Raw genomic sequence first — 22,476 nt, forward strand, 5'->3', positions numbered from 1 at the left:
GTTGTTGCGATCAGGATTAGTCTCCGGATGTCGACATATCCCAAGTCGCTGGAGCCATAGCTTTCTTTTCCTTCTCTTTAGTACATTGGCCACTGGCAGTACATTGATAACCGGCCTGGCCATGACCAGTACGCCGACGTTCGCGGTTGTGGCGCGGGAAGACGGTCAAGCAGCAGACATCGAGTCTGCACAGCAAGTTACCCTCTGGTACCGCAATTACGATAGCCCGGCCATACGCGCCCTGCTCGATCTCGCCTTACGCAAGACACCCGAGTACGGCCCCTACCTCATCACTCGCAGCCAGGAGATGAACCAGGGCCGGGCGCTCCGCGAACTGAGCAACGACAACGGGCACGCCGTCCAGGTTGCCAATGTCGCAACCACGCCTGAACGGGAAAACAACCTGCTGGCGGTCACCATTCCCATTGATGGCGGCCTGCTCGGTTACCGCGTCTGCGTGACGACACCACAAATGCTATCAAGGTTCGAGGGAATTACTCGCCTAGCCGACTTACGCGCGGGGAATATCCGCTTCGGTCAGGGCCGCCACTGGCCCGACACCCAGATCCTCGAGGCCAACGGCCTTAAGGTAGTGACCCACACCCGATACGAGAGCCTGTTCGACATGCTCGCGGGCGGGCGTTTCGAGTGTTTTGCCCGGGGCGTCAGCGAAGTGGTCTACGATCTGGACCTACGGCAGGACGATGGCCTGGTGATCGAGCCGGACCTGCTGTTCACCTATCCCATGCCGTCCTATTTCTTCGTGGGCCGCAGTGACATGGCCCTGGCCATGCGTATCCAGCTGGGCCTGGAACGGGCAATCGTGGACGGCAGTTTCCTGAAATACCTGGCCCACTACTTCACCCGACCGCTGGAAGAGCTACAACTTTCCAACCGCCGGGTGTTCCAGTTGGGCAACCCCTGGCTCCCCGGCGGCGAAAAAGGCATCAGCGAAGATGTCCTGCAGCATATGAAAGTACGGATCCAGCTGGGCGACAAGGCACCTCCAGTACCCAACTGAACCCGGTTTGCGAACAGACTTTGACGCGCTCCAGTTTGCTGCTCACGCAAATGGAACGATCGTGGAGCCCCATGGTCCAACGCCTGCTCGTTATAGCGCGCAAGTCCGAGAGTAGTTAACGTTACCCAAGAACGGATATCTACCGGCTTGGGGTTGATTTAATCGACCTCCGTTTCCATCTGTTATCCTTACCGCTTATCACCCTTGATTTTTCCGGCCTCGGGAGACGCTGAATGGCTCATGAAGAACTGCATCTCAATCTCCGCAACCTGACCGAAGAGGACTATCCGCAGCTTAAGCAGCTGATGGATCGGATCTACGATGATATCGGCGGGGCGTGGCCAGAAGAGACGATCAAGGAACTGGTCCAGAAGTTTCCTGATGGGCAGATCTGTATCGAGGACAGCGGCGAACTCATCGCTGTGGCGCTTACCGTACTGGTGAACTACGAGCGTTTCAGCAACCCGCACACCTACGACGACCTGATCCTCAAGAACGAGCGCGTTCGCCACGACGCGGTCGGCGACGCCATGTACGGGCTGGACGTCTTCATCCACCCGGACTACCGCGGTTACCGCCTTGGCCGGCGGTTATACGAAGCACGCAAGGAGCTGTGCCGTACCCGCAACTATCGGGCAATCCTTGCGGGCGGGCGTATCCCCAACTACCACAAGTTCTCCGACCAGTTCACACCGGCGGAATACATCGAACGGGTAGATCGCAAGGAGATCTACGATCCGATCCTGACGTTCCAGCTATCCAACGATTTCCAGGTCACCCGACTGATGCACAAGTATCTTCCGGAAGACCAGAAATCAATGGGATACGCCACACTCCTCGAGTGGAATAACATCCTCTACACGCCGCCCGCACCGGTGCTGAAAACACGCAAGACCAACGTGCGCATGGGTGCCGTGCAGTGGCAAATGCGGGAATTCACTTCTGTCGAGGAAGTGCTCAAGCAGGTGGAGTACTTCGTGGATGCCCTGTCCGACTACAAGAGCGATTTCGCCCTGTTCCCGGAGTTTTTCAACGCGCCGCTGATGGGCCTTACCGACCAGTTGGACCAGACTCGGGCCATCCGTTTCCTGGCGGGCTTCACCAAGCAGTTCCGGGACCAGATGTCGGAAATGGCGGTGAGTTACAACATCAATATCGTCACCGGTTCCATGCCGTTGCTGGACAACGACCGGCTCTACAACGTGTCCTACCTCTGCCACCGGGACGGCCGGGTAGATGAGCAGCGGAAGATCCATATCACCCCGCACGAGCGGCGCGACTGGGTCATCGAAGGCGGCAACCATTTCGAGGTATTCGAGACCGACGCCGGCCGGGTCGCCATCTTGATCTGTTACGACATCGAGTTCCCGGAGCTGGGCCGGATTGCCGCCAGCCAGGGCGTAGACATCATTTGCGTCCCCTTCTGGACAGACACCAAGAACGGTTACCTGCGGGTGCGGCACTGTGCCCAGGCCCGGGCCATCGAGAACGAATGCTACGTGGTGATCACCGGTAGTGTGGGCAACCTGCCGAAAGTGGAGAACCTGGACGTCCAGTACGCCCAGTCATCCGTATTCTCGCCCTCGGACTTTGCCTTCCCGCATGACGCGGTAATGGCGGAAACGACGCCGAACACGGAGATGATCATGTTCTCGGACATGGACCTGTCGAAGCTCACACTGGTCCGCGACGAGGGCTCGGTGACCAACCTCAAGGATCGCCGCACCGACATGTATGCCGTGAAGATGAATTCACAGAAATAAGTGAAGCGTCACAAGGGCCCGCAACAAAGCGCGGGCCCTGTGGCACAAAAAGTCACGAATGGTTACTATGCGGCTGCTTCTGGCCTTATCCGACACGGGTTAAACTTGAACAAAGTGTCGAAAAGTTTAATGTACAGAACTGATCACGTTGCGATATTTCCTTAATCTGTCTACAGTTTGAGCAATATCGCCAAAATTATTGGCTTCAGTCCGGTTTTTGCACCCGGTTTTTGTAGATAGCTGTCGGATACCGACAGCAGACATTGATCGAAAGCAGAGCGGATCTGTCCCACGTGTATTACAAGCTTGCCGTTGATACGGTTTTTGCCCATGGACCGATTGGATTTCTCAGTCACACAGCCCCTACCCGACCTGACGGCCCGCTTCCGTCTCAAGCGCGGTTTGTTCAGGAAGGAGACCGTTGAATCCCGCGTTTTCGGGCTGGATCAGTACGGTTGTATCCTCAAGACCGACAAGGTCTTCGAGCCTGGCGACACGCTCCTGTTCGACCTCATCATGAAAATGCCCTTCGAAAACATCCAGGCAGAAGGACTGCAAGGGCTGGTGGTAGAGGTAAAGAAACACTGTAGCAATTTCTTCTATTCCATTGATTTTTCAGGGCCGCCCTCTGCGGATCTGGAAGGCAAGCTTACCCGTATCCAGGAAGTGCTAAACCGCAAGCAGAGTTTGCGGTCTCGTCGCGGCCATCCCGGTCCGAGAGCAACACAAATGGCCTGAACACTGAACAGACCCTGGCGCCAGGATGGTTGTAGCACATTGACGTGGCGCGATACGGAGCACAATCAAGGAACAGCCGGAACACGGAAAAGGGATTTTACAGTTTGCACCCCCCTTCTCAATTTCCGGGACTTTGCGAATTAATCGGATTTATGTATTAACCAAAGAAACGGGGAATGGACATGGCAAAGAAAGAAAAAGCAGGTGTCGATAAGCTGGTCAAGAAGGTCAACAAGGAATTCGAAAAGACCTCCACCCAGCTCGAAAAGCTCATCAACGATGCGTTCAAGCAGTTTGATTCCCTGCAGAGTCAGGTCCAGGAGCCGATCCGCAAGCTGCTTGACGAGGTGGAAAAGCTGCGTGAGCGCGAACTCAAGCGCTTCAACGACGAGCTGGACCGTCGGATGAAGGAGTTCCACGACCTGCAGCACGCCATCCTTGAGCGTGTGGGATTTGCCGGCAAGGAGGTCGAGAAAGAGACCAAGCAGACGGCCCAGAAAGCGAGTTCTGCCGCCTCCAAGGCCGCGCCGCCAAAAGCCAAGTCGGCTGCGAACAAGGCCGCCAAATCTGCCGATTCAGCCAAGACCTCTGCCAAGAAGGCCGCTCCGAAAAAGTCACCGACCAAAAAGCCGGCTGCCAAGAAATCGACTGCCAAGTCATCTTCAGCTGCTAAATCGTCCACGAGTAAGCCGGCTTCAGCCGCCAAGGCGTCTACCTCTACGACGACTACAGGCTCGGCTGCAACTTCAGCATCCAAAGCGCCTGCAGCCAAGACAACATCGGCAACTGCCAAGCCCAAAACCGTCAACGAGAGCGACCTGACCAAGATCAAAGGCCTTGGCCCGGCGACAGCCACCAAGTTGAAGGCGATGGGCATCACTTCCATCAAACAGATCGCCGACCCGACCGCCGAGGAAAAGGAGAAGATGAAAGACTTCTCCAACATGAAAGGTTTCGACTCCTGGTCGGACGAAGCAAAGAAGCTGCTGTCCTGATCAGCCTGATGTGGCCGTCTTTCGGGGCGGCCACACCGGGTACCCGCCAAACGTCTCTACCTCCGCCCGATCTCCGGTTGCTCCCATCCGCTGGTTTCCTTCGTATGTTATTGAATACCCGGAGCGCCCCTTCATGAGTGGGCCAGGAGCGATTATGATTTCGCGACGAAAAAATAACGCCGAGGGACTATCGGCGATACGCCTAACAAGGAGCCCAAGAACATGCTGAAACCATTCAAACGCGCGCTGTTGCTCTCGCTGGCGCTGGTCTCGCCGGTCATGGCGGAGACCTTCGTATTTACAGCGATTCCGGATGCGGACGAAACCAAGTTGCGTGAACGTTTCCAGAGCGTGGCGGATTATCTGTCCGAACAGCTCGAGGTGGACGTGCGCTATATCCCGGTGAAGAGTTACGCGGCTGCGGTTTCCGCGTTCCGCAACAACCAGGTCCAGCTTGCCTGGTTCGGCGGATTGTCCGGCGTCCAGGCCCGCGCGCTGGTCCCCGGCTCCGAAGCCATCGCCCAGGGCGAGGAAGACACCCAGTTCGTCACGTACTTTATTGCCCACAAGAGCACCGGTATCGAACCGTCCGAGGAACTTCCGGAAGCCATCGAGGGCAAGACCTTCACCTTTGGCTCAAAAGGCTCGACTTCGGGTCGCCTGATGCCCGAGTACTACATCCGTGAAACCTTCGACGCGGCGCCGGAAGAGGTGTTCAGCCGCGTCGGTTTCAGCGGCAATCATTCCCGCACGATCCGCCTGGTTGAAGCGGGCACCTATGAAGTCGGCGCAGTGAATTACGCTGTCTGGGAAAGCGAAATCGAAGAAGGCACAGTCGACACCGACGCCGTCAGCGTAATCTGGGAGACGCCCCCCTACCAGGACTACCAGTGGACCATCCGCGGTGACGTCAACGAACGTTTCGGTGATGGCTTCAAGGAGAAGGTCCAGCAGGCGCTGGTCAACATGGACGATCCCGAACTGCTGAATAAATTCCCCCGGTCCGCGTTTATCCCCGCCAGCAACGAGGATTACGAGTCGATCCGGAATACGGCTGAAAAGATCGGAATCATCGACTGATGGATGCAGTGCACCTGCGCAACCTCACGGCCGCTTACGGTGGCCAGCAGGTCCTCGGTCCCATTTCCCTGGATATCCGGCCGGGAGAGCATATTGCCCTGGTCGGGCGCAGCGGGGCGGGTAAATCCACCCTGCTGAACCTGCTCTACGAGCAGGTGCGGGACCGGGCAGCGCTGGTGCCCCAGGAACAGGGGCTGGTCCAGTCCCTGTCCGTCTTCCATAACGTCTATATGGGACGGCTTTCCGCCAATCCACGGTGGTACAACATCCTCAATCTGGTATGGCCACGTCGGCGCGAGCTGGAGGAAATCAGCCCCTTACTGGAACGTCTCGGCATCGTCGACAAGTTAAGAAAACCGGTGGAAGCCCTCTCGGGCGGCCAGAAGCAACGCACCGCCGTCGCCCGTGCGTTGTACCAGAAGGCCGCTATCCTGCTAGCCGACGAACCTGTCTCCGCGCTTGATGGACCGTTGGCCCATGTCGTCATGGGACTGATCTCTGAGGCCTACGCTACCAGCGTTATCGCCCTGCACGATATCGACCTGGCTTTACGTTACTGCGACCGTATCGTCGGCATCCGGGACGGCCAGATCGCCCTGGACGACGCCACCCGTCGGCTCTCTCCCGCCGACATCCTGCCACTGTATTGAGGGCGTTGGTCGACGGTATGTTCCTGTCTCCCTCGATCCGCATTACGCTCTGCTTTGTCGGCATCGCCCTCCTGTGCCTGTTTGCAGCAGACCTGGCAGTGACCACGATCAATCCGTGGGAAGACCTGGCCAACCTGTTCCTTGGCATCGTGACACCGGATTTCTTCTCCCTCGAAGGTATTGGCACCGCCCTGCTGCGCACCCTGGCCTTCGCGTTCACCGGTGTGGCGCTTGGGAGTGCTGCCGGCTTCCTGTTGGCACTGGCTTTCCGCTGGCGCATCGTCCGCGTCTTCTGTGCCTTTATCCGCGCGATCCATGAGCTGTTCTGGGCGCTTATCTTCCTGCAGTTCTTCGGCTTCCATCCTTTGACCGGCGTGCTGGCGATCGCCATCCCCTACGCAGGCATCTTCGCCAAGGTCTATTCGGAAATTCTCGATGAGGTGGACCCCACGCCGGAGCGGGTATTGCCGACCGGCTTAAACACGCTATCCGCGTTCCTCTACGCACGCATACCGGATGCCCTGCCACACCTGATCACCTACACGTCCTACCGGCTCGAGTGCGGCCTGCGCTCGAGCGCGGTGCTTGGCTTCGTGGGACTGCCGACGTTGGGCTACTACCTGGAGTCATCCTTCGCCCAGGGGTTCTACTCCGAAGTGGGCGCCCTGTTGCTGATGTTCTACGTGCTGATCGCGACGCTACGGCTCTGGGCTCGCCCCAAGTTGATTCCCTTCTATGTGGTGGCGGCGCCTTTCTTCCTGGGCGACGGCTTGCCTATCGTCTGGGGCAACGTGGTGCGGTTCTTTACCGAGGATATCGTGCCCTCGCCGATTCGCGACGATGAAGGCCTGGCGGGACTCTGGACATGGTTTTCGGACCTGGCACTGAACGAGGCGCTTCCCGGCATCTGGAATACGCTGGTGCTGACCCAGATCGCCCTGGTGCTGACCGGAATAGTGACGCTGCTGGCCTTTCCATTGATCTCGCAGCACTTCGGCGGTCCGGTGCGGCGCACTTTCGGCCATGTCCTGCTCGTGATTGGCCGCTCCACGCCGGAATACATGCTCGCCTACATTCTCCTGCAACTCTGGGGACCATCCATGCTGCCGGCCGTCGTCGCCCTGGCGCTGCACAACGGCGGCATCATCGGCCACCTGATCGGCCGCCGCAGTAACGAGATTGCGTTGCGGCCGGACGCGCCCCACGGTATCAACCGCTACACCTACGAACTGGTGCCCCGCCTATACAGCCCGTTCCTCGCATTCCTGTTCTATCGCTGGGAAATCATCATGCGCGAAACGGCGATACTTGGCATTTTGGGAATCTACACCCTGGGCTTTTATGTGGACAGCGCAATCCAGAACATCCAGTTCGACCGCGCGATCGTGCTGATTTTGGTCACGGCCCTGCTGAACATCCTGGTCGATATGATCTCACGCCGTGTGCGTGCCGGGCTGAAGCTCAAAGTCCATCACACCTGCGAAGGCCATTAACACCCTCGACACACGAACGCCCCAGCAGCACCCCATCGCCTGCGCCGCCTTTTCCCCAGGATTTGCGCTTCTTCACGAACTCACCCCCACTCTTGGCGTAACATTTCGCTGCCTAATCGGTGATGTGTAAAACACGGGATCGGGGCCAGGGACACTATGACAGGACTAATCGTGGGCGCGGTCGAAATAGGCTTGGCACTTCTGCTGGGCATACTGGCATTTCGCATCATCACGCTTTCAAGGTTTCAGGAAACACCCTTACTGACAACGACCCACCCGGCCGGCGAATCCGGTTCCAGCCATGCCTCGCTCACCGCAGCCACAGCCACTCGTGACGCCTACCAGCGCGTAGCCACGAGGCACGCGCGCCGCACTGCCCATACTGCAGATCTCGTCACCCAGCTACATATCCTCACCAGCGTGCAGATGACGGACACACGCCGTCAGGGGCTGGACCTGAAGTATGCCAGCAAGCCCTTAAAGGTAATGGCCGCGGCGTATTTCTACGGTGCCACATGCGGACTGACGTTCAGCGATGGACACGATCGGGAAAAGATTGCGGACGCGGCGATAAAGGTAATCCAGCATGCGCTTGATTTGGGAGAAGTATCAGTACACCAGATGCTCGCAACGCTGACCGCAAGTAGCAGCGCCCTGCACTGTTATCGGAATGGATTGGAAGGGGCAGAGTATTGGTGTGCCCATCGCTTCGTGCCGGATGAGCACTCCCTCTACGCATCGCTGACAGCCAATGCGCTTATCTGATTCAGCGCACTCACCGACCATCCCGCGAGTCGAGCCGCTTTCCTAGCCGCCGGGCTGGAAGCTGTTTTCGGCAACGACCATCCAATCGTTACCGAGAGGCACCGGCCGAGCATCAGGCATAGAACCTTGCGGGACCCCCATCAAGCCGGGGCGAGAAAATCCGCCATTTTCCTCACGGACCATGCTGTCGACGTCGACAGACTGAACCTGCCAAACCTGACCCTTGGCGTTAACCAGACTCCGGTGGGTAAGGCCGAATATAAAACGGCAATAATCCAGTTTGAGCTGCATCAGGTCCTGCTCTGCCTTGCTGATCTTACGCAGCAGTACCTGATGGACACCGTCGGCGTAGTCCATACAATCATCCATGACGCAAATTTGGGCCGCAGTTTATCACGACGGTTTGATGACAGTGATAAGCGCGATCCCCGGAGCGGTGATGGAAGTCACGTTCCTCGCGAATAAGGCCTGATCTCGCCACTGCCGGAAGCGACTAACGGTCGTCCGGGTGGCGGGTCTGGAAAGTCGGAACCATTGGCATGTCCAATGCTTCCGTACCGCGCTTCAGGGTCAGCTTCCAGGTCATATCCGGATCGACAGTACACAGCGGGGCCTGGAATTCCGCATGGAGACGAAGACGATTGCCGTCCGGCGAACCCTGTTGCAACGCAACCGGGTACTGCCCCATATACATGGATTGACCTTCCAGTATGGCGACCATGCGCTGCCCTTTCGCAGCTCCGGCGGGCACTGATAACACCAGTTGCAGGGCATCAGTAGGCGCGGGCCCGGTGCGCTCCAGGTCCAGCGACCAGGTATTTGCCCCTTCGCCCCAGCGGCATGTTCCCGCATCAAGGTCGCAGACCGGGGCATTGGCCTCATGAGATGCGGTAACCCATGCATCTTCCGATGCCAGGTAGCGCGGCCCGAAGATGATGGCAGCCACCAGGCCGGCGATGCAGACTACGACAAGCAAACCCCGAAGCAAGCAGTTCTTCCCCTATCACAAGCAAAACGCACAACCAGAACAGGCCTCACGGCCAGGGCCGCATTGTCCGGCAATTAGCGGACAAAGACTACTGTCGCTGAGGACGAACGCCCCTACGCCCAGAGTACTTGGACACTACGAGGGTCAGGCCTGAAGCATGCTTCGGGACTTCTGCGATATCAGGAAAACAGGCTAACGAATGCGGTCAGTGACCGCCTTGAAGCGTGTCAGCACGTTTTCGATACGACCGAGGGAATCGCCGACGCTTGCTTTCTGGCTTTCCTCAAACTCCAAACCGTAGATGGTGCCATCGTCAGCAACGCGAGAATTACGTACCAGCGCCTCCGCCTGCTCCACCGTGATGTCGCCGACTTCGGTATTCAACCGAAGGCTGAACTGGAGTTTGTCCCCTTCCTTGAACTCCTCATCGCTGACGATGGCCATGCCCAGCCTGGAGAAATCCATGACCTGCACTTCAAGCCATTTTTTGGAGAAGAGGCCTTTCCTGACCTTGACCCGGGCGTCCATCTGGATGAAAGGCAGTCGTTCTCTGCGGCGGCGTTCGCGCATGGTGAAGCTCCGATTGCGGATGTCTGGCGTTGTTATTCTTGGACCGTTGTGTTCAGGGTGATCGATTTGGGGTCGACTGAGCGGACTTTAGCAAAATGCCGGGCCAGAACCCGGTTTCCAGTCACAATTTAACGCAAAAGGGAGACGGGTTTTTGGCGAATTCGCACCAAAAAACGCCATTCCGCCTGGAATTTAGACGATTTAACGAGATTCTGCCGGGTTCGTCGTACCCGCCTCCCGAACACCCCGCAACCTCGCCGCGCCAGGTCACTTCAAGTAAACGAGATCTACAGTGAACGATGACGGGTAATACGGAAGGTGTCCGTGATCGCTTCGCCATTCCAGACATAGCGTAGATGAGGTCCCTGCCAGGGCAGCGCCATCGTGCGGGGCCGGAACGCGGCGACACATTCGCCTTTAGGGTGGCGCACGCTGCGATACAGCAGCCCGTGACTGCCCGCTTCACGCCGCTGGGCGGCGTAGCGTTGGCTATGGGGATAGTTATCAGGATTCGGGTCGTGCAACGCCTCGTACTCTGTCGGGCGCAGATCGTCCACCGGAAGCATTACCTTGCTGATGTAGCAGCGCATGGTGAGCTCCATGGGCGGATCCTGCGTCGCCCGCAGGAAACGCTCCCGATGGAATACCGTCTCGCGAATGGCGGTCTCGAGGGTGCTGGCAGCGTAATAGATACCGTACTCACCGCTGGTGAACCGGCTGGACGACCCCAGGTGGGTAAAAGCCGCCATTAGCGGTGTGGAGCCGGCGCCGAAGACACGGTCTTCAAAAGGCACCCGCTCGATATCGCCGGTCAGGTCCCGCAGGCGGTCGTTGGTCAACCCTTCGATTTCCGCCGCCAGCTCGAACTCCTCCTGGGAGAGCACCGACTCGAACACGTTGATGGGCGGAAAATGGGAGGGCACGATCCGGTGCGCCTCCCATTCCGGTACGACGGCCTGCGGTTCAGGATAATCCGACATTTACCAGCCCCGCTGGGCGTCCAGGTAACGGCGGGTTTCAGCCAGGTGCAGGATACTGCCTCGCTTCATGAACTCCAGCGCGGTTACACCGTTGAACGGCAATGCACTGTTCGGTGCATGGACCCAGCGGGCGGCCAATTCTCGCGTTGGATAGAGAATCTGCAAAGCCTTGTAGATACCCATGATGTAGCTAATGCGCTCCATCAAGTCGCGGTTCAGTCGCTGGGCGGGCAGCTTTGCGTAATTGTTCAGGGTGGACCGGGCAATGTCCCCCAGCAGTTTCTGGCGATCCGCCTGGGAGCACCCCCACTCCGCCGTAATATTGAAGAACGCCTTGAGCGCGACCTGCCCCCGGCGCTCCTCGTTGTTGAGGTCCGCTGGCGTCGTTGCATTGGATTGAGTCATCTGGCGTCCTCCGAATCGTGGGTTCTCTGGTCAGCAAACCCTTCACCGCGTAGCCACTGGAACAGGCTACACCCTACGTACTAAATTGTACATTTGGCGCAACTATGTACATATATGGACATACCCTTAGCTTGCCCGTTCCTGCTTGGCTCCGGGATTCCGGGCATGACTTGCCTCAACAGTTATCCTTATGAATTAGAAAAGAAATTCCCGAAAACGTCCCGCCGGGCGCCAGAATCGTATAAAATGCCCGCCTGCTTTTGGGAAGCCTCGTGACGTTCGCACCAAACTGGATCATTCGCGAATTTCAGCTTTCCTTAACCCAACCGCGGGCCAGCGCGTCTGGCCCACCCTCTGTCAGACAGGAGCGCACGTGCATCCGGATATCTCTGTCAGGAATCTCAACAAGACCTACGCCTCAGGCCACCGCGCCCTCAAGGACATCAACCTCGAGATCCATCGGGGCGAGATCTTTGCCCTGCTCGGCCCCAACGGCGCCGGCAAGACAACGCTGATCAGCATCATCTGCGGCATCGTCAACCTCACCGACGGCACCGTGCTGGCGGATGGTCACAACATCGTGACCGAATATCGCGCCGCCCGCTCGAAGATCGGCCTGGTTCCCCAGGAGCTGAACACCGATGCCTTCGAGACTGTGTGGAACACCGTCAGCTTCAGCCGCGGCCTGTTTGGCAAGCCGCCAAAGCCGGCCCACATCGAGAAGGTCCTGCGCGATCTCTCCCTGTGGGAGAAGAAGGACTCGATGATTATGGCGCTCTCCGGCGGCATGAAGCGGCGGGTCATGATTGCCAAGGCGCTTTCCCACGAGCCGCAGATCCTGTTCCTCGACGAACCCACCGCCGGCGTCGACGTGGAACTGCGCCGGGACATGTGGGAAATGGTCCGCAAGCTGCGCGAGAGCGGCGTCACCATTATCCTCACGACCCACTACATCGAGGAGGCCGAGGAAATGGCCGATCGCATCGGTGTCATCAGTGGGGGGGAATTGATCCTGGTGGAAGAGAAGCATGCCCTGATGCGCAAGCTGGGCAAGAAGGAACTGCGGCTGCACCTGCAGAATCCGTTGGATGCCCTGCCCGAAGGCCTGGCGGACCTCGACCTCGAACTCTCCGAGGACGGCAGCGAGCTGATCTATTCCTTCGACGCCCAGCGTGAGCATACCGGGATTGCCACGTTACTGCGCCGGCTATCGGAACAGGGCATCGACTTCAAGGACCTGCGCACCCGGGAAAGCTCCCTGGAAGACATCTTCGTTAACCTGGTGAGGGCGAAATAATGAACATCCACGGAATCCGCGCGATCTACAAATTCGAAATGGCCCGGATGTGGCGCACCCTCATGCAGAGCATCGCGTCGCCGGTGATTTCCACGTCGCTCTACTTCGTGGTCTTTGGCTCCGCCATCGGCTCGCGCATGGGCGATATCGACGGCGTGTCCTACGGTGCGTTTATCATTCCCGGCCTGGTGATGCTGTCGCTGCTGATGCAAAGCATCTCCAACGCCTCGTTCGGAATCTATATGCCCAAGTTCTCCGGCACCATCTACGAGGTGTTGTCGGCGCCGGTGTCCTATGTGGAAGCGGTCCTGGGCTATGTGGGGGCGGCGGCCACCAAGTCGGTCATCCTCGGCATCATCATCCTGGTCACTGCCCGTCTCTTCGTGGACTACAGCATCGACCACCCGTTCTGGATGCTCTTCTTCCTGGTCCTGACCTCAGTGACCTTCAGCCTGTTGGGCTTCATTATCGGTATCTGGGCGGATTCCTTCGAGAAGCTGCAGATCGTGCCGCTAATGATCGTCACACCGCTGGTGTTCCTGGGCGGTACCTTCTATTCGATCGACATGCTGCCGCCCATCTGGCAGACCATTACCCTGTTCAATCCGGTGGTCTACCTGATCAGCGGATTCCGCTGGGCGTTCTACGGCATTTCCGACGTCAACGTGGTGGTCAGTGCCGGCATGATCTTCCTGTTCCTGCTGGCCTGCGTTCTAACGGTCGGCTATATATTCAAGACTGGCTACCGGCTGCGGAGCTGATCCCATGGCATGTTCCTCGATGTCTCGCGTTTCCCCCTCTAGACTGGTGCTAACCGGCGCACTCCTCGCGCTATCCGCGTGTCACGCCACCGGTGAGAACAGGGTACGGCTCGACACCGTCGACCTGTGCGCGAAAACCGTCAGCGAAACCTTCCCGATTGTTGCGGAAAAAGCCGTGACCTCGTCGCAACGTCGGAACGGACTGATGGGCCGCGAATCCATCGGCGAGAATGAAGGCATGCTGTTCGTCTACCAGGAGACACGCCCGCCCGAGGCAAACTTCTGGATGTACCGCACCCTTATCCCGCTGGATATTGCGTATACGGGGCGGGATGGTGAAATTCGCGCTATCCGCGAGATGCAGCCCTGCGCCTCAGAAGACGCCACACAATGCCCGCGCTACCCCGCCGGCGTTGAATATCAACTGGCCCTGGAAATGCCCCAGGGCTTCTTCCGGCAACGAGGTATTGGCGTAGGCGACCGCATCATGCGGTTGGACACGGAGGGAGCCTGCAACCTGCCGCCGGTCTAGGCAACGTACCTAGTCTAGCGGCACACGGCAAAAAGTAGCCCAGGCAATAACGCTTATCCAGGCGACAGCTACTCAGGCGCTTTTTGAAAAGCAGTTGCGATAGGCTTCGCAACCTTCGCGGATCAGGGCAACGATCTTAGCCGCGGGCAATGCAGCTGAGGTTTTCTGGGGAATGCACTCGAAATTCGAGCTGTGGGGATCTCCGTTGAACCGGAGTGAGAAGCCAGACGTATGCAGGGCGGACTGCCCTGGCAAATCGACGCTCCAGCTCTCTTGTTCAGTGGCCATTTTTTTGCCGCTCCTTTGAGCCATCAATACTGCAGTCGTCGGAATTATCGGGTAGACAGATGTCCGTAGTGCTACAGAACTTCTCAGGCTTACGCTGTATTTGACGCGCTGTGATTTCAAACGCCCACGCAGACTAAGCACTGAAGCGGGACAGTTCAATTTCATATGTTGGGACATTTCTTAACTTTAATACAAAGCCTGAAACGAAAACACCCCGGAAGGCCGGGGTGTTTTCAAAGGTGCGGCGAAGAATCAGCTACGGCCGCCCTGGCTCTGGCGCCCGCCTGTTGAGCAGCTTTCCTCCGTTCGTCACGGATTTCGGTATCTTCGCACCCTGCACTTAAGGACCGCACTTCCTCGACATAAAACCAAGCCTGTCGTATTGCTTCAAACGGTTGTATAACGTTTTGTCACTGATGCCCAGAACGCGAGCCGCACGTTCTTTGTGACCATCGCAATGGGCCAGGGTCTCGATAATGGCGACGCGCTCCAGTTCTTCAATCGAGCACCCCAGATCCATGATGAGCTGATCGCCTTGGCGATGGACCGGCTCATGGTTCCCAAACGAACCGTCGGGCAGCTGGTCTGCATCGATGATGTCACCGGTGGCCATGATATGCATGCGCCGGACTACGTTCTTCAGTTCGCGCAGGTTTCCGGGCCAACGGTATTTTTCCAGGGCGGCCAATGCCTCATTCGTGAACCGTTTTGGCGGACAACCCTCAATCCGGTTGAGCTCCTGCAGGAAATACTGTGCCAGGGTTCGGATATCCTTCTTCCTCTCCCGCAGTGGCGGCAACTCGATCGGAAAGACCCGAAGTCGATATAGAAGATCGGCGCGCAGGCGCCCCTCCGCCACTTCCCTGTCCGGGTCGCGGTTTGTCGCCGCCACCACGCGAACATCGGTAGTAAGCTCCCGTTCGCTGCCTACCCGACAAAAACGATAGGTCTCGAGCACCCGCAACAGCTTGACCTGCAACTCAACCGGCATCTCCGTAATTTCGTCGAGGAAAAGGGTGCCACCGTCCGCGCGCTCGAATAGCCCTTTGCGATCTTTTACGGCCCCGGTAAAGCTGCCGCGCTCGTGGCCAAATAGCTCGCTCTCGATCAGCTGCGGAGGAATAGCGCCGCAATTGACCGGTATGAAGGCCTGTCCGTAGCGTCGGCTTTGTTCGTGGATGGCACGGGCAGTCACTTCCTTCCCTGTGCCGCTTTCGCCAGTAATCAGTACCGACGCCATGGTGGGCGCTACCCGAGTCACCTGTTCCAGGAGCGCCTTCATCTGAAGGGAACCCGGGCTGGCCCGTTTCAAGTCCTCAAGCGCATTCGAGTTAGCGTTACTCTGACCACCCGTGCCCTCAACATGGCCCCTGGCGTTCACCTCGTGCGCCGATGGCAGGTCCTTCGGGTCTTTCCCCAAGGCCGACCAGAGCCTCGTACGCGCTACCGGGCGCGCGAGAAACTCACTTGCGCCGTACTCGACCGCCTTCCGGGCCAGATCATCCGGCCCGGCAGGCCCGGAAACGATCACCCGGGATCCCGCCTTTACGGCATCGCGAACCAGCGTCAGGCCGCCCGAGTCGTTCTCGTCCAAGACCACAAGAACAGTTGCCGGCGAGAAACTCTGTAGTGACCTGCAAGCCTGGTCGACAGCGTACGTAAGCGTGAGAGGCACTCGTAGCTCGATAAGAAGGTGACCGATATTGCCACCTGGCGGCTCAAGCAAGAGGACCGGTAAATCGTCCTTGGAGGGGACCGAATGCTTCTCGGCTTCCGATACGGTTGCGAACAAATCGGAAACGCTCAAGTCGCGCCTCCCGGGACGCCACCCCCTCTTTTTGGGGGCAATGATAGACTCGAGGGGACAAATAATGGGTGTGCATACAGTGCCGACAATGTTTGTCTGCAACCGAAGATGTGGAAAGGTGGAGCAGTACTTTTCCATGCAGGAAAGTTCATGTGTCATCCTCCCGACGACAGTAGCGGATTCCTTCCGGGAACGGCTGAATGGTCTCTCTGAAGAAGAATAGGCGGGCATACGCCGTCATTGCCCGACGACGCGCGCAACCGATTTGATTCTGGGAGAGCAGAACAACGGTGCGCGTAACTCCAAAGTGAGGCCTGCAGGGTACGGCGTCAACTGGCACAGGTTATATCCAGCCCATTCGGAAGCTGAACGTTTTCTTTGATAAGCGCCCGGTATAAAAGGACTTATCCCACCACACCAGAAATAGAAAATTATTATTAAATCATCGTATAACTCCGCGACACCGCTGATTTAGCGCGGTTTTATCGAGTAACCCTGCCACAAATAGCCCAAGCATAACCTGGGATAATGAGTACCACCCCACTGAGCGCGCACCATTAAAACGACCTACTCGTTCAAATAAAGAACGAGATATAGGCCATATAAAAGACGCAATGAGAGGAGATCGAATTATGGCAACGGACGTTCTGAATGCCGACAGTGTGATCAAGGAACTTTCAAATATCGTTGAGCTGGATTATGACGCTATCGCCGCCTACCGCGCAGCGATCGATCGTATCGACGATACGGGCTATACCGCCAAGCTCGAAGAGTTCGTCAAGGATCACGAGCGGCACGTACGTGAATTGAGCGAAGTGATCCGTCGCGAGGGCGGCACACCACCGGATAGCGGCGACGCCAAGAAGATGTTGACCAAGGGCCAGGTGGTCATTGCCGACATAGCCGGTGACAAGGCCATTCTCAACGCCATGAAGATGAATGAACAGCAAACGGTTTCCAAGTACGAGAGCGCTACGAAGGAAGCGTTTCCGGAGCATGTCCAAACCTTGCTGGACAAAGGCCTGGAAGACGAGCGTCGTCACAAGGCCTGGATTGAGCGGACCCTGGAAGCAGCCTGATAGGGTTTTAGCAAAATATCCCATCATGCCCCTCACCTCACTCATGTGAGAATTGCCGGAGCTTGTGCTCCGGCCTCTTTCATTTGCATAACTTATCCGGAAAAAGGTCTACATCTTTTTCAGATCAGCACCGCGTGCTGGCACAGACCACACTGCGTGGCTGTTCCGCCCGGTCAGACCTCGGACCGGCATCCATTCCATCGTTCGAATTTCGGCACAAAAGATACATTTATTCTCGCCGGTTAAAAAATTTAGGAAAATTCGAGGTTTATTTGCAATTGTTTAACCCGTGCTGACGTTTTGCCATCGAGCATGAGCTACAATGTTCGACTTCGGCGCAGCACTATTGGCTTTTCCCGCCTCTCTCCTCACGCTTTCCAATTCGGGACCCCGATCTAATGGCGAATGCCAGTTTATTCAGAGAACAAGATGTATATGTAAGACCTCTTCTTCGTTTACTCAGTCGCTACGTACACCTATCCAAATCAGACGCGCAACAGCTGAACGACCTGCTCTCTGGCAGCGAAAAGCACTTCTCCCGCGGCGACTTGCTTATCGAGGCCGGCACCCAAACAGGACAGATTTACGTGCTCGCCGAAGGCTGGGCTGCCGAGGAAAAGGTCATGGAAGGCGGGGACACCTGCATTCTCGGCTTCCTGCTGCCCGGTGATACCACTTCGATCAATGCCGGCTTGGGAATCGCTTCGGACGTATCCGTCAGGTGCCTCACCGAGGTGACGGTTGTTACTGTCGCTGCACCGGCGCTTAAGGCATTCCTGGCCAGCAACCCCAACATAACCCAAGCGTTCAGCCTGATGCGGCTGGCGCGAGAAAGCATGAATCGCGAGAAATTCGTGAGCCTCACGGCGAAACCGGCAGAATCCAAGCTCGCCCACCTGCTTTGTGAACTCAGTCTACGCGATGGGCAGGCACCGCCCCTGAAAGGCGTTATGCCGAGACTGCGCCTGACCCAACAGGAGATCGCCGCGGCCCTGGGCCTTAGCGCTGTTCACGTGAATCGCGTCGTACAACGCATGCGCAAGAAGGATCTCCTGATCGTCAGACCAGGCGTGATATATATCAAGTGGGACATCCTGGCCCAACTTTACGACTTCGACGCGACCTATATGGCGCAGTTTGAAGGGGGTTCCGGTATCGACAAGAACCAGGATGAAGCCGAGCATTCCGAGGTGCCCGTCTGAGGCGACAAAGCCCTCGTCAGACTGTAGGGGCGCAGAGCGGCAAACCACTCTAATAGGTTAAAGGGTGGGCGCACCATAATACGCGGCGGAGCGCACACCCCTTATGTTCAAGCTTACGGCGGGCGCCCGAGCGTTTATATAACGGGGGTTATAATGTCCGATATTTTCCCTGGTGGCGCATCAGCCTCTGGCCGAGCGGCTTCCCGACGCAAAGGGCTGATCGCGAAGTGGCACCACTCGTCCAGCCCCTCGGGAAGGTGCTTTTTTCCGTCCCGCGTCGTACTGGGTCATGTAGGTGCTGGAAAACTGAAATTCACGGGCGAGTCTTTCCCAGTTGGTGATGTGAATCCACCGCGGCCTCACTTCAAGAAACCCTCTCTGCTGCAACCGCTTTATTACGCGATTCACATGCACCGCGCTAAGCCCAAGTGCTGAACCGATCTCCAGCTGCGTCAGGCGCAACGTGTCGGAAATACCCTTGCCTACCCGGGCTTGACCATCCCTTACACTGAGCTCACAAAGTAGGTGGGCCACCTTGTAATCGGCCGGCTTGGCAAGCAGGTTAACGAGCAATTCGCGGTTCATGCTTTCACTGGCCATTCTCATGATCGAGAACGCTCGAGTAAGGCCCGGATGGTTAGCCAGGAGCCTTTTTAAGTCATTGGCGCGAAATGTGACGACTGAAACGTCGGTCAGGCACTTTACGGTTACGTCGGAGGCGGCGTCCAAGGAGCTACTCACAGGCGTCGCGTCGCCGGGCAGCAGGAAGCTCAATATGCATGTGTTGCCTTCCACAGTAATAATCTCATTCGTAGCCCAGCCCTCAGCGACTACATAAACGTTGTCGGTATGCTCACCGACCTCAAGCAAGCTCTCGCCCCGGGAAAACTGCCTTCTATCCAGAATCTGCCGGTCGAGTTGATGGGCGTCTGACTCAGTAACGGTGGAAAAGAGGTTCAGGCGGTTCAGGAGTGGTATGAGGAAGGGATGGTAATTATAAGAACTACTCAGGTTTTTCATGGGGTGCCCCCGTCAGCGAAATGGACCTGAACCTGCGACTGTAGGTGATCTGCAGGCCAGTACTGCGGGTGTGTCTCTCCACCGTAGCCTAAAAACCTTCCCCCTGTCAGTTAAAGCGGAGCAACCAATTTTTGGCTGGCGTCATGCCCAGAGCGTCAAACTCGCTGGTAGCCGTCACATTCAGCGTTTCCTCGCCGTAATATCTCGAATTTCTCCTTAACGATTGATGTCTGATTCCAACCGGTCCTTAAGCGTCTTCAAGTCCTCATCCAGATCTATATTTCCGATGCTCGCAAGAAAGCCAACGTCTTCCTCGGCTTGATCCAGCAGGGTGAACTCGAAGGTAATACAGGGCTCGCTGTGCCAAGAGAGGCATCCCTGTCTCTGGCGTAAAAAAGCCCCGGCAGGGGGACGACCGTACCGGGGCAAGGAGACGCCCACTCTTCGGGCAGTACATCTTTTCAACGGCGATGTTCAGGGAGTGATCGCCACCTTCAGCCAACCCGGCTGACGGGTATCGAACTCGCCATAGGCATCCAACACACCATGCATGGGCTCATCCTGTTTGAGTACCTGCGTCGTGTTCACCGCGCCGGACTGTACGTATTTGATGAGCTTGGGAATGTATTTGCGGTGGTTGCAGTTGCCCATGCGCACGGTCAGGTTGCGGTTCATTGCAAGACCGATGGGAAACGTCGTGTCGTTGGGCGGATAGACACCAATGATCGAAAGCGTTCCGGCTTTAGCCAGGGCTTCCGTTGCCCACCTCAGAGACTGTGATGGGGCCCTGCCGGGCTGCCAGAGCTCGCCATCCGGGTTCTGTTCCGGGGCGACCTGGTCGCGCTCCTCCTTGAAATCGTCTGCTGATTGTCCGTGGTGTCCGTGGGGGCACTCAGCGTCCACGCCCACGGCGTCAATGGCACAGTCGACGCCAATACCGCCGGTCAGTTCGCGGATCTTCTCCACCGGGTCCTCTTCGGAGAAGTTGATGACTTCCGCTCCCTGCGCCCTTGCGGCGTCGAGGCGGTCGGGCCGATCATCGATCGCGAAGACGCGACCGGCATCCATCAGCTGAGCGGAAATAATGGCAAACATACCTACCGGCCCGCAGCCAAATACAGCGACGCTGTGCCCGGGCTTGATATCCGCCAGCTCGGCACCGAAGTAGGCCGTGGGAAAGATGTCGGAGAGCAGGATCGCCTGATCATCCGAAACCTGATCTGGCAGCTTGAAGAGGTTAACCGCTGCGAACGGGATCCGCGCCTTCTCTGCCTGCAGACCATCGAAAGCGCCAGTAGGCTCAGGCCCCCCGTAAAAAGAGGTACCGCCCTGCTTACCGTGCGGATTGATATTGTCACACTGGGCGAAATAGCCGGCGCGGCAGTAACTGCAATAACCGCACGCAATCGTGGAAGGGACGACCACACGGTCACCGACATTGAAATTGCGAACATCCTTGCCCAACTCTTCGACCACGCCTACGGCCTCGTGACCGAGAATGGTTCCTGGGCGCATGCCAGGCACGGTACCGCGGACAAAATGAAGATCGGTTCCGCAAATAGCGCTGGTGGTAATGCGAATGATCGCGTCCGTCGATTCCTTGAGTTGAGGCTCAGCCACATCATCGAGCCGGATGTCGCCGATATCGTGAAAAACGACAGCTTTCATAGTCTTGCTCCTTGACCATCAGAAAAGTAATGACCGGTACACGGGTCGAGCACGGATCCCTGAATTGCGACTCCAATCGCAGGACGCTCGCCCTGCATCACGCTTGAGTCGTAAAAGTTACCGGTCAATCAGCAAATATGACCGGGTCGGGCGCGGGCGTACCGCCACCATCCTCCCCTGGAATCAATGCGCGACGGCGCCGTATTGACGCTCCGTCCGAGCGGCTTCGAAGGCGACAAAAAGAACCACGGACCCGACTGAAACAATGTTGGCCGTGGCCGAGGGCACCAGGCCAAAACCCAATACCCACGGTGAAAGAAGCGCCCATATTGCGATACCGCTATTGATCAATTCCTGCCAGCGGGCGGGCCTGGCGAGCGCGACCAAGGAGAAAAGCACGAACGCTGCACCGGTGATAAAAGCGTTCCAGGCAGCAGCAACATTTGACGAGTACCCAAGCGCCCAAGGCGATATAAACAACCAGATACCAATGGTGAGATTCAGCCAGTCTTCCCAACGTCTCATACTCTCCTCCTTGTCGTTGCCATCCAAAAAACCACCCTCCGGGGATACCAACCGGGCTGCGAGCTAATTGGCACCTGCCAAGGAAGAAGCAGACTCCGTACCAGGTTATGAGCGGGCGTCCACCTCACTTAACTATCGATGATCGTTCGAGGAGACCAAGAAATTTTGACCGTTACCAAACTGCGCATCGCATTGCTTTGTGGTTATACTCCTCGTCCTACCTCATCCCGGCAGAGCCGCCGCCCAAACCAACCGATGTGGTTGCGCAAGGACAAAGCGATCTGCAAAGGTGGACACCTATCCAGTGACAATCACGGACCAACGACAATCACGGAGGTTGCATATGGCTGATAAATCGCTCAAAGAGCACATCAGCGATTCCGTCAAGGACGCGATGCGCAGCAAGGACAAACTCCGGCTCGGCACGCTACGTATGGCCCAGTCAGCCGTGAGGCAGATCGAGATCGACGAACGCCGCGACCTCGGCGACGATGAAGTACTCGCCGTTCTCGACAAGATGCTCAAGCAGCGTCGCGACGCCGCGGCCCAGTACGAAGACGCCGGCCGAGACGACCTGGCCGATAAGGAAAAGGCCGAAATGGTGGTGATCCAGGAGTTCATGCCCGCCGCCCTCACAGAAGACGAACTCGACGGTCTGATCCGCCAGGCCATCGAAGACGCCAATGCCACCGACATGCAGGATATGGGCAGCGTCATGGGCAAACTCAAACCCCAGGTTCAGGGCCGAGTGGACATGGGCCACGTGAGCCAAAAGGTGCGCACCGCACTTTCCCGCCAGGACGAGGAAATCGAGTAACGCGTCCGGGTCTATCCCCGCTGCCGGGCACG

At 57.5% G+C, this 22,476-nt stretch carries 24 protein-coding genes; 14 read left to right on the forward strand and 10 right to left on the reverse strand.

What is annotated here, in order from left to right:
* Positions 1-121 precede the first annotated feature (121 nt).
* From RE428_RS12220 to RE428_RS12255, 8 genes are all read left to right on the forward strand, one after another.
* Entirely contained in the window at positions 122-1,021 is a 900-nt protein-coding gene (locus RE428_RS12220) for a type 2 periplasmic-binding domain-containing protein (protein WP_004582299.1), read from the forward strand.
* Positions 1,022-1,254: 233 nt separating this feature from the next.
* Positions 1,255-2,784, forward strand: coding sequence for a bifunctional GNAT family N-acetyltransferase/carbon-nitrogen hydrolase family protein (locus RE428_RS12225; protein WP_004582300.1), 1,530 nt, complete (start codon positions 1,255-1,257; stop codon positions 2,782-2,784).
* Positions 2,785-3,114: 330 nt separating this feature from the next.
* Positions 3,115-3,522 (forward strand): hypothetical protein, encoded by a 408-nt coding sequence (locus RE428_RS12230; protein ID WP_004582301.1) that lies wholly within the window; start codon positions 3,115-3,117, stop codon positions 3,520-3,522.
* Between the two features lie 182 nt (positions 3,523-3,704).
* Positions 3,705-4,517: a helix-hairpin-helix domain-containing protein gene (locus RE428_RS12235; RefSeq protein ID WP_040883511.1), complete on the forward strand. Its 813-nt coding sequence runs from the start codon at positions 3,705-3,707 to the stop codon at positions 4,515-4,517.
* Between the two features lie 222 nt (positions 4,518-4,739).
* Positions 4,740-5,597: a putative selenate ABC transporter substrate-binding protein gene (locus RE428_RS12240; protein WP_004582303.1), complete on the forward strand. Its 858-nt coding sequence runs from the start codon at positions 4,740-4,742 to the stop codon at positions 5,595-5,597.
* The gene (locus RE428_RS12245; RefSeq protein WP_004582304.1) at positions 5,597-6,247 is read left to right on the forward strand and encodes a phosphonate ABC transporter ATP-binding protein; all 651 of its coding nucleotides are present in this window, start codon (positions 5,597-5,599) and stop codon (positions 6,245-6,247) included. Before RE428_RS12240 ends, RE428_RS12245 begins: the two co-directional genes overlap by 1 nt.
* A gap of 17 nt (positions 6,248-6,264) precedes the next feature.
* Positions 6,265-7,740 (forward strand): PhnE/PtxC family ABC transporter permease, encoded by a 1,476-nt coding sequence (locus RE428_RS12250; protein ID WP_004582305.1) that lies wholly within the window; start codon positions 6,265-6,267, stop codon positions 7,738-7,740.
* Positions 7,741-7,896: 156 nt separating this feature from the next.
* A complete protein-coding gene (locus RE428_RS12255) occupies positions 7,897-8,505 on the forward strand; it encodes a hypothetical protein (protein ID WP_004582306.1) in 609 nt (202 codons plus the stop codon).
* Between the two features lie 42 nt (positions 8,506-8,547).
* Here RE428_RS12255 and RE428_RS12260 read toward each other — a convergent pair whose 3' ends face one another.
* The 5 genes from RE428_RS12260 to RE428_RS12280 all read right to left on the reverse strand — a co-directional run bounded on the left by RE428_RS12260 (position 8,548) and on the right by RE428_RS12280 (position 11,448).
* Positions 8,548-8,862: a hypothetical protein gene (locus RE428_RS12260; RefSeq protein ID WP_004582307.1), complete on the reverse strand. Its 315-nt coding sequence runs from the start codon at positions 8,860-8,862 to the stop codon at positions 8,548-8,550.
* A gap of 136 nt (positions 8,863-8,998) precedes the next feature.
* Complete coding sequence (locus tag RE428_RS12265) at positions 8,999-9,493, reverse strand: hypothetical protein (RefSeq protein ID WP_004582308.1); 495 nt, start codon at positions 9,491-9,493, stop codon at positions 8,999-9,001.
* Between the two features lie 192 nt (positions 9,494-9,685).
* Positions 9,686-10,063 carry a PilZ domain-containing protein gene (locus RE428_RS12270; RefSeq protein ID WP_004582309.1) on the reverse strand — a complete coding sequence of 126 codons (378 nt, stop codon included), beginning with the start codon at positions 10,061-10,063 and terminating at the stop codon, positions 9,686-9,688.
* A gap of 287 nt (positions 10,064-10,350) precedes the next feature.
* The gene (locus RE428_RS12275; RefSeq protein ID WP_004582310.1) at positions 10,351-11,043 is read right to left on the reverse strand and encodes an RES family NAD+ phosphorylase; all 693 of its coding nucleotides are present in this window, start codon (positions 11,041-11,043) and stop codon (positions 10,351-10,353) included.
* Positions 11,044-11,448: an MbcA/ParS/Xre antitoxin family protein gene (locus tag RE428_RS12280; RefSeq protein WP_004582311.1), complete on the reverse strand. Its 405-nt coding sequence runs from the start codon at positions 11,446-11,448 to the stop codon at positions 11,044-11,046.
* Positions 11,449-11,821: 373 nt separating this feature from the next.
* On the opposite strand from RE428_RS12280, the gene RE428_RS12285 reads away from it, so the two are divergent.
* From RE428_RS12285 to RE428_RS12295, 3 genes are read left to right on the forward strand one after another with little or no spacing between them, the layout of a single operon-like run.
* Positions 11,822-12,745 (forward strand): ABC transporter ATP-binding protein, encoded by a 924-nt coding sequence (locus RE428_RS12285; RefSeq protein ID WP_004582312.1) that lies wholly within the window; start codon positions 11,822-11,824, stop codon positions 12,743-12,745.
* Entirely contained in the window at positions 12,745-13,506 is a 762-nt protein-coding gene (locus tag RE428_RS12290; protein ID WP_004582313.1) for an ABC transporter permease, read from the forward strand. The genes RE428_RS12285 and RE428_RS12290 overlap by 1 nt, the downstream gene beginning before the upstream one ends.
* A gap of 4 nt (positions 13,507-13,510) precedes the next feature.
* Positions 13,511-14,038, forward strand: a complete 528-nt coding sequence (locus tag RE428_RS12295; protein ID WP_085988672.1) for a DUF192 domain-containing protein — start codon at positions 13,511-13,513, stop codon at positions 14,036-14,038.
* 72 nt (positions 14,039-14,110) lie between these two features.
* On the opposite strand, the gene RE428_RS12300 is transcribed toward RE428_RS12295, so the two are convergent.
* Both RE428_RS12300 and RE428_RS12305 read right to left on the reverse strand, forming a co-directional pair.
* Positions 14,111-14,326, reverse strand: a complete 216-nt coding sequence (locus tag RE428_RS12300; RefSeq protein ID WP_004582315.1) for a hypothetical protein — start codon at positions 14,324-14,326, stop codon at positions 14,111-14,113.
* A gap of 340 nt (positions 14,327-14,666) precedes the next feature.
* Entirely contained in the window at positions 14,667-16,133 is a 1,467-nt protein-coding gene (locus RE428_RS12305) for a sigma-54-dependent transcriptional regulator (protein WP_004582316.1), read from the reverse strand.
* 632 nt (positions 16,134-16,765) lie between these two features.
* On the opposite strand from RE428_RS12305, the gene RE428_RS12310 reads away from it, so the two are divergent.
* Both RE428_RS12310 and RE428_RS12315 read left to right on the forward strand, forming a co-directional pair.
* On the forward strand, positions 16,766-17,212 hold the full coding sequence (locus RE428_RS12310; RefSeq protein WP_004582317.1) for a DUF892 family protein: 447 nt from the start codon (positions 16,766-16,768) through the stop codon (positions 17,210-17,212).
* 398 nt (positions 17,213-17,610) lie between these two features.
* Complete coding sequence (locus tag RE428_RS12315; protein WP_004582318.1) at positions 17,611-18,414, forward strand: Crp/Fnr family transcriptional regulator; 804 nt, start codon at positions 17,611-17,613, stop codon at positions 18,412-18,414.
* 180 nt (positions 18,415-18,594) lie between these two features.
* On the opposite strand, the gene RE428_RS12320 is transcribed toward RE428_RS12315, so the two are convergent.
* The 3 genes from RE428_RS12320 to RE428_RS12330 all read right to left on the reverse strand — a co-directional run bounded on the left by RE428_RS12320 (position 18,595) and on the right by RE428_RS12330 (position 21,654).
* A complete protein-coding gene (locus tag RE428_RS12320) occupies positions 18,595-19,434 on the reverse strand; it encodes a Crp/Fnr family transcriptional regulator (RefSeq protein WP_004582319.1) in 840 nt (279 codons plus the stop codon).
* A 474-nt stretch (positions 19,435-19,908) separates the two neighbouring features.
* Positions 19,909-21,102 carry a zinc-dependent alcohol dehydrogenase gene (locus RE428_RS12325; RefSeq protein WP_004582321.1) on the reverse strand — a complete coding sequence of 398 codons (1,194 nt, stop codon included), beginning with the start codon at positions 21,100-21,102 and terminating at the stop codon, positions 19,909-19,911.
* A gap of 183 nt (positions 21,103-21,285) precedes the next feature.
* Positions 21,286-21,654 carry an SPW repeat protein gene (locus RE428_RS12330; protein ID WP_154660768.1) on the reverse strand — a complete coding sequence of 123 codons (369 nt, stop codon included), beginning with the start codon at positions 21,652-21,654 and terminating at the stop codon, positions 21,286-21,288.
* Between the two features lie 316 nt (positions 21,655-21,970).
* On the opposite strand from RE428_RS12330, the gene RE428_RS12335 reads away from it, so the two are divergent.
* Positions 21,971-22,444, forward strand: a complete 474-nt coding sequence (locus RE428_RS12335; RefSeq protein ID WP_004582323.1) for a GatB/YqeY domain-containing protein — start codon at positions 21,971-21,973, stop codon at positions 22,442-22,444.
* The last annotated feature ends 32 nt before the right edge of the window (positions 22,445-22,476 follow it).

Source organism: Marinobacter nanhaiticus D15-8W (assembly GCF_036511935.1).
GTDB lineage: Bacteria > Pseudomonadota > Gammaproteobacteria > Pseudomonadales > Oleiphilaceae > Marinobacter_A > Marinobacter_A nanhaiticus.

What these genes read in the sequence shown, in the direction of transcription:
- RE428_RS12220 (WP_004582299.1), top strand. Translation starts at nt 122, where the DNA reads ATGACCAGTACGCCGACGTTCGCGGTTGTGGCGCGGGAAGACGGTCAA.
- RE428_RS12225 (WP_004582300.1), top strand. Translation starts at nt 1,255, where the DNA reads ATGGCTCATGAAGAACTGCATCTCAATCTCCGCAACCTGACCGAAGAG.
- RE428_RS12230 (WP_004582301.1), top strand. Translation starts at nt 3,115, where the DNA reads ATGGACCGATTGGATTTCTCAGTCACACAGCCCCTACCCGACCTGACG.
- RE428_RS12235 (WP_040883511.1), top strand. Translation starts at nt 3,705, where the DNA reads ATGGCAAAGAAAGAAAAAGCAGGTGTCGATAAGCTGGTCAAGAAGGTC.
- RE428_RS12240 (WP_004582303.1), top strand. Translation starts at nt 4,740, where the DNA reads ATGCTGAAACCATTCAAACGCGCGCTGTTGCTCTCGCTGGCGCTGGTC.
- RE428_RS12245 (WP_004582304.1), top strand. Translation starts at nt 5,597, where the DNA reads ATGGATGCAGTGCACCTGCGCAACCTCACGGCCGCTTACGGTGGCCAG.
- RE428_RS12250 (WP_004582305.1), top strand. Translation starts at nt 6,265, where the DNA reads ATGTTCCTGTCTCCCTCGATCCGCATTACGCTCTGCTTTGTCGGCATC.
- RE428_RS12255 (WP_004582306.1), top strand. Translation starts at nt 7,897, where the DNA reads ATGACAGGACTAATCGTGGGCGCGGTCGAAATAGGCTTGGCACTTCTG.
- RE428_RS12260 (WP_004582307.1), bottom strand. Translation starts at nt 8,862, where the DNA reads ATGGACTACGCCGACGGTGTCCATCAGGTACTGCTGCGTAAGATCAGC.
- RE428_RS12270 (WP_004582309.1), bottom strand. Translation starts at nt 10,063, where the DNA reads ATGCGCGAACGCCGCCGCAGAGAACGACTGCCTTTCATCCAGATGGAC.
- RE428_RS12275 (WP_004582310.1), bottom strand. Translation starts at nt 11,043, where the DNA reads ATGTCGGATTATCCTGAACCGCAGGCCGTCGTACCGGAATGGGAGGCG.
- RE428_RS12280 (WP_004582311.1), bottom strand. Translation starts at nt 11,448, where the DNA reads ATGACTCAATCCAATGCAACGACGCCAGCGGACCTCAACAACGAGGAG.
- RE428_RS12290 (WP_004582313.1), top strand. Translation starts at nt 12,745, where the DNA reads ATGAACATCCACGGAATCCGCGCGATCTACAAATTCGAAATGGCCCGG.
- RE428_RS12295 (WP_085988672.1), top strand. Translation starts at nt 13,511, where the DNA reads ATGGCATGTTCCTCGATGTCTCGCGTTTCCCCCTCTAGACTGGTGCTA.
- RE428_RS12300 (WP_004582315.1), bottom strand. Translation starts at nt 14,326, where the DNA reads ATGGCCACTGAACAAGAGAGCTGGAGCGTCGATTTGCCAGGGCAGTCC.
- RE428_RS12310 (WP_004582317.1), top strand. Translation starts at nt 16,766, where the DNA reads ATGGCAACGGACGTTCTGAATGCCGACAGTGTGATCAAGGAACTTTCA.
- RE428_RS12315 (WP_004582318.1), top strand. Translation starts at nt 17,611, where the DNA reads ATGGCGAATGCCAGTTTATTCAGAGAACAAGATGTATATGTAAGACCT.
- RE428_RS12320 (WP_004582319.1), bottom strand. Translation starts at nt 19,434, where the DNA reads ATGAAAAACCTGAGTAGTTCTTATAATTACCATCCCTTCCTCATACCA.
- RE428_RS12325 (WP_004582321.1), bottom strand. Translation starts at nt 21,102, where the DNA reads ATGAAAGCTGTCGTTTTTCACGATATCGGCGACATCCGGCTCGATGAT.
- RE428_RS12335 (WP_004582323.1), top strand. Translation starts at nt 21,971, where the DNA reads ATGGCTGATAAATCGCTCAAAGAGCACATCAGCGATTCCGTCAAGGAC.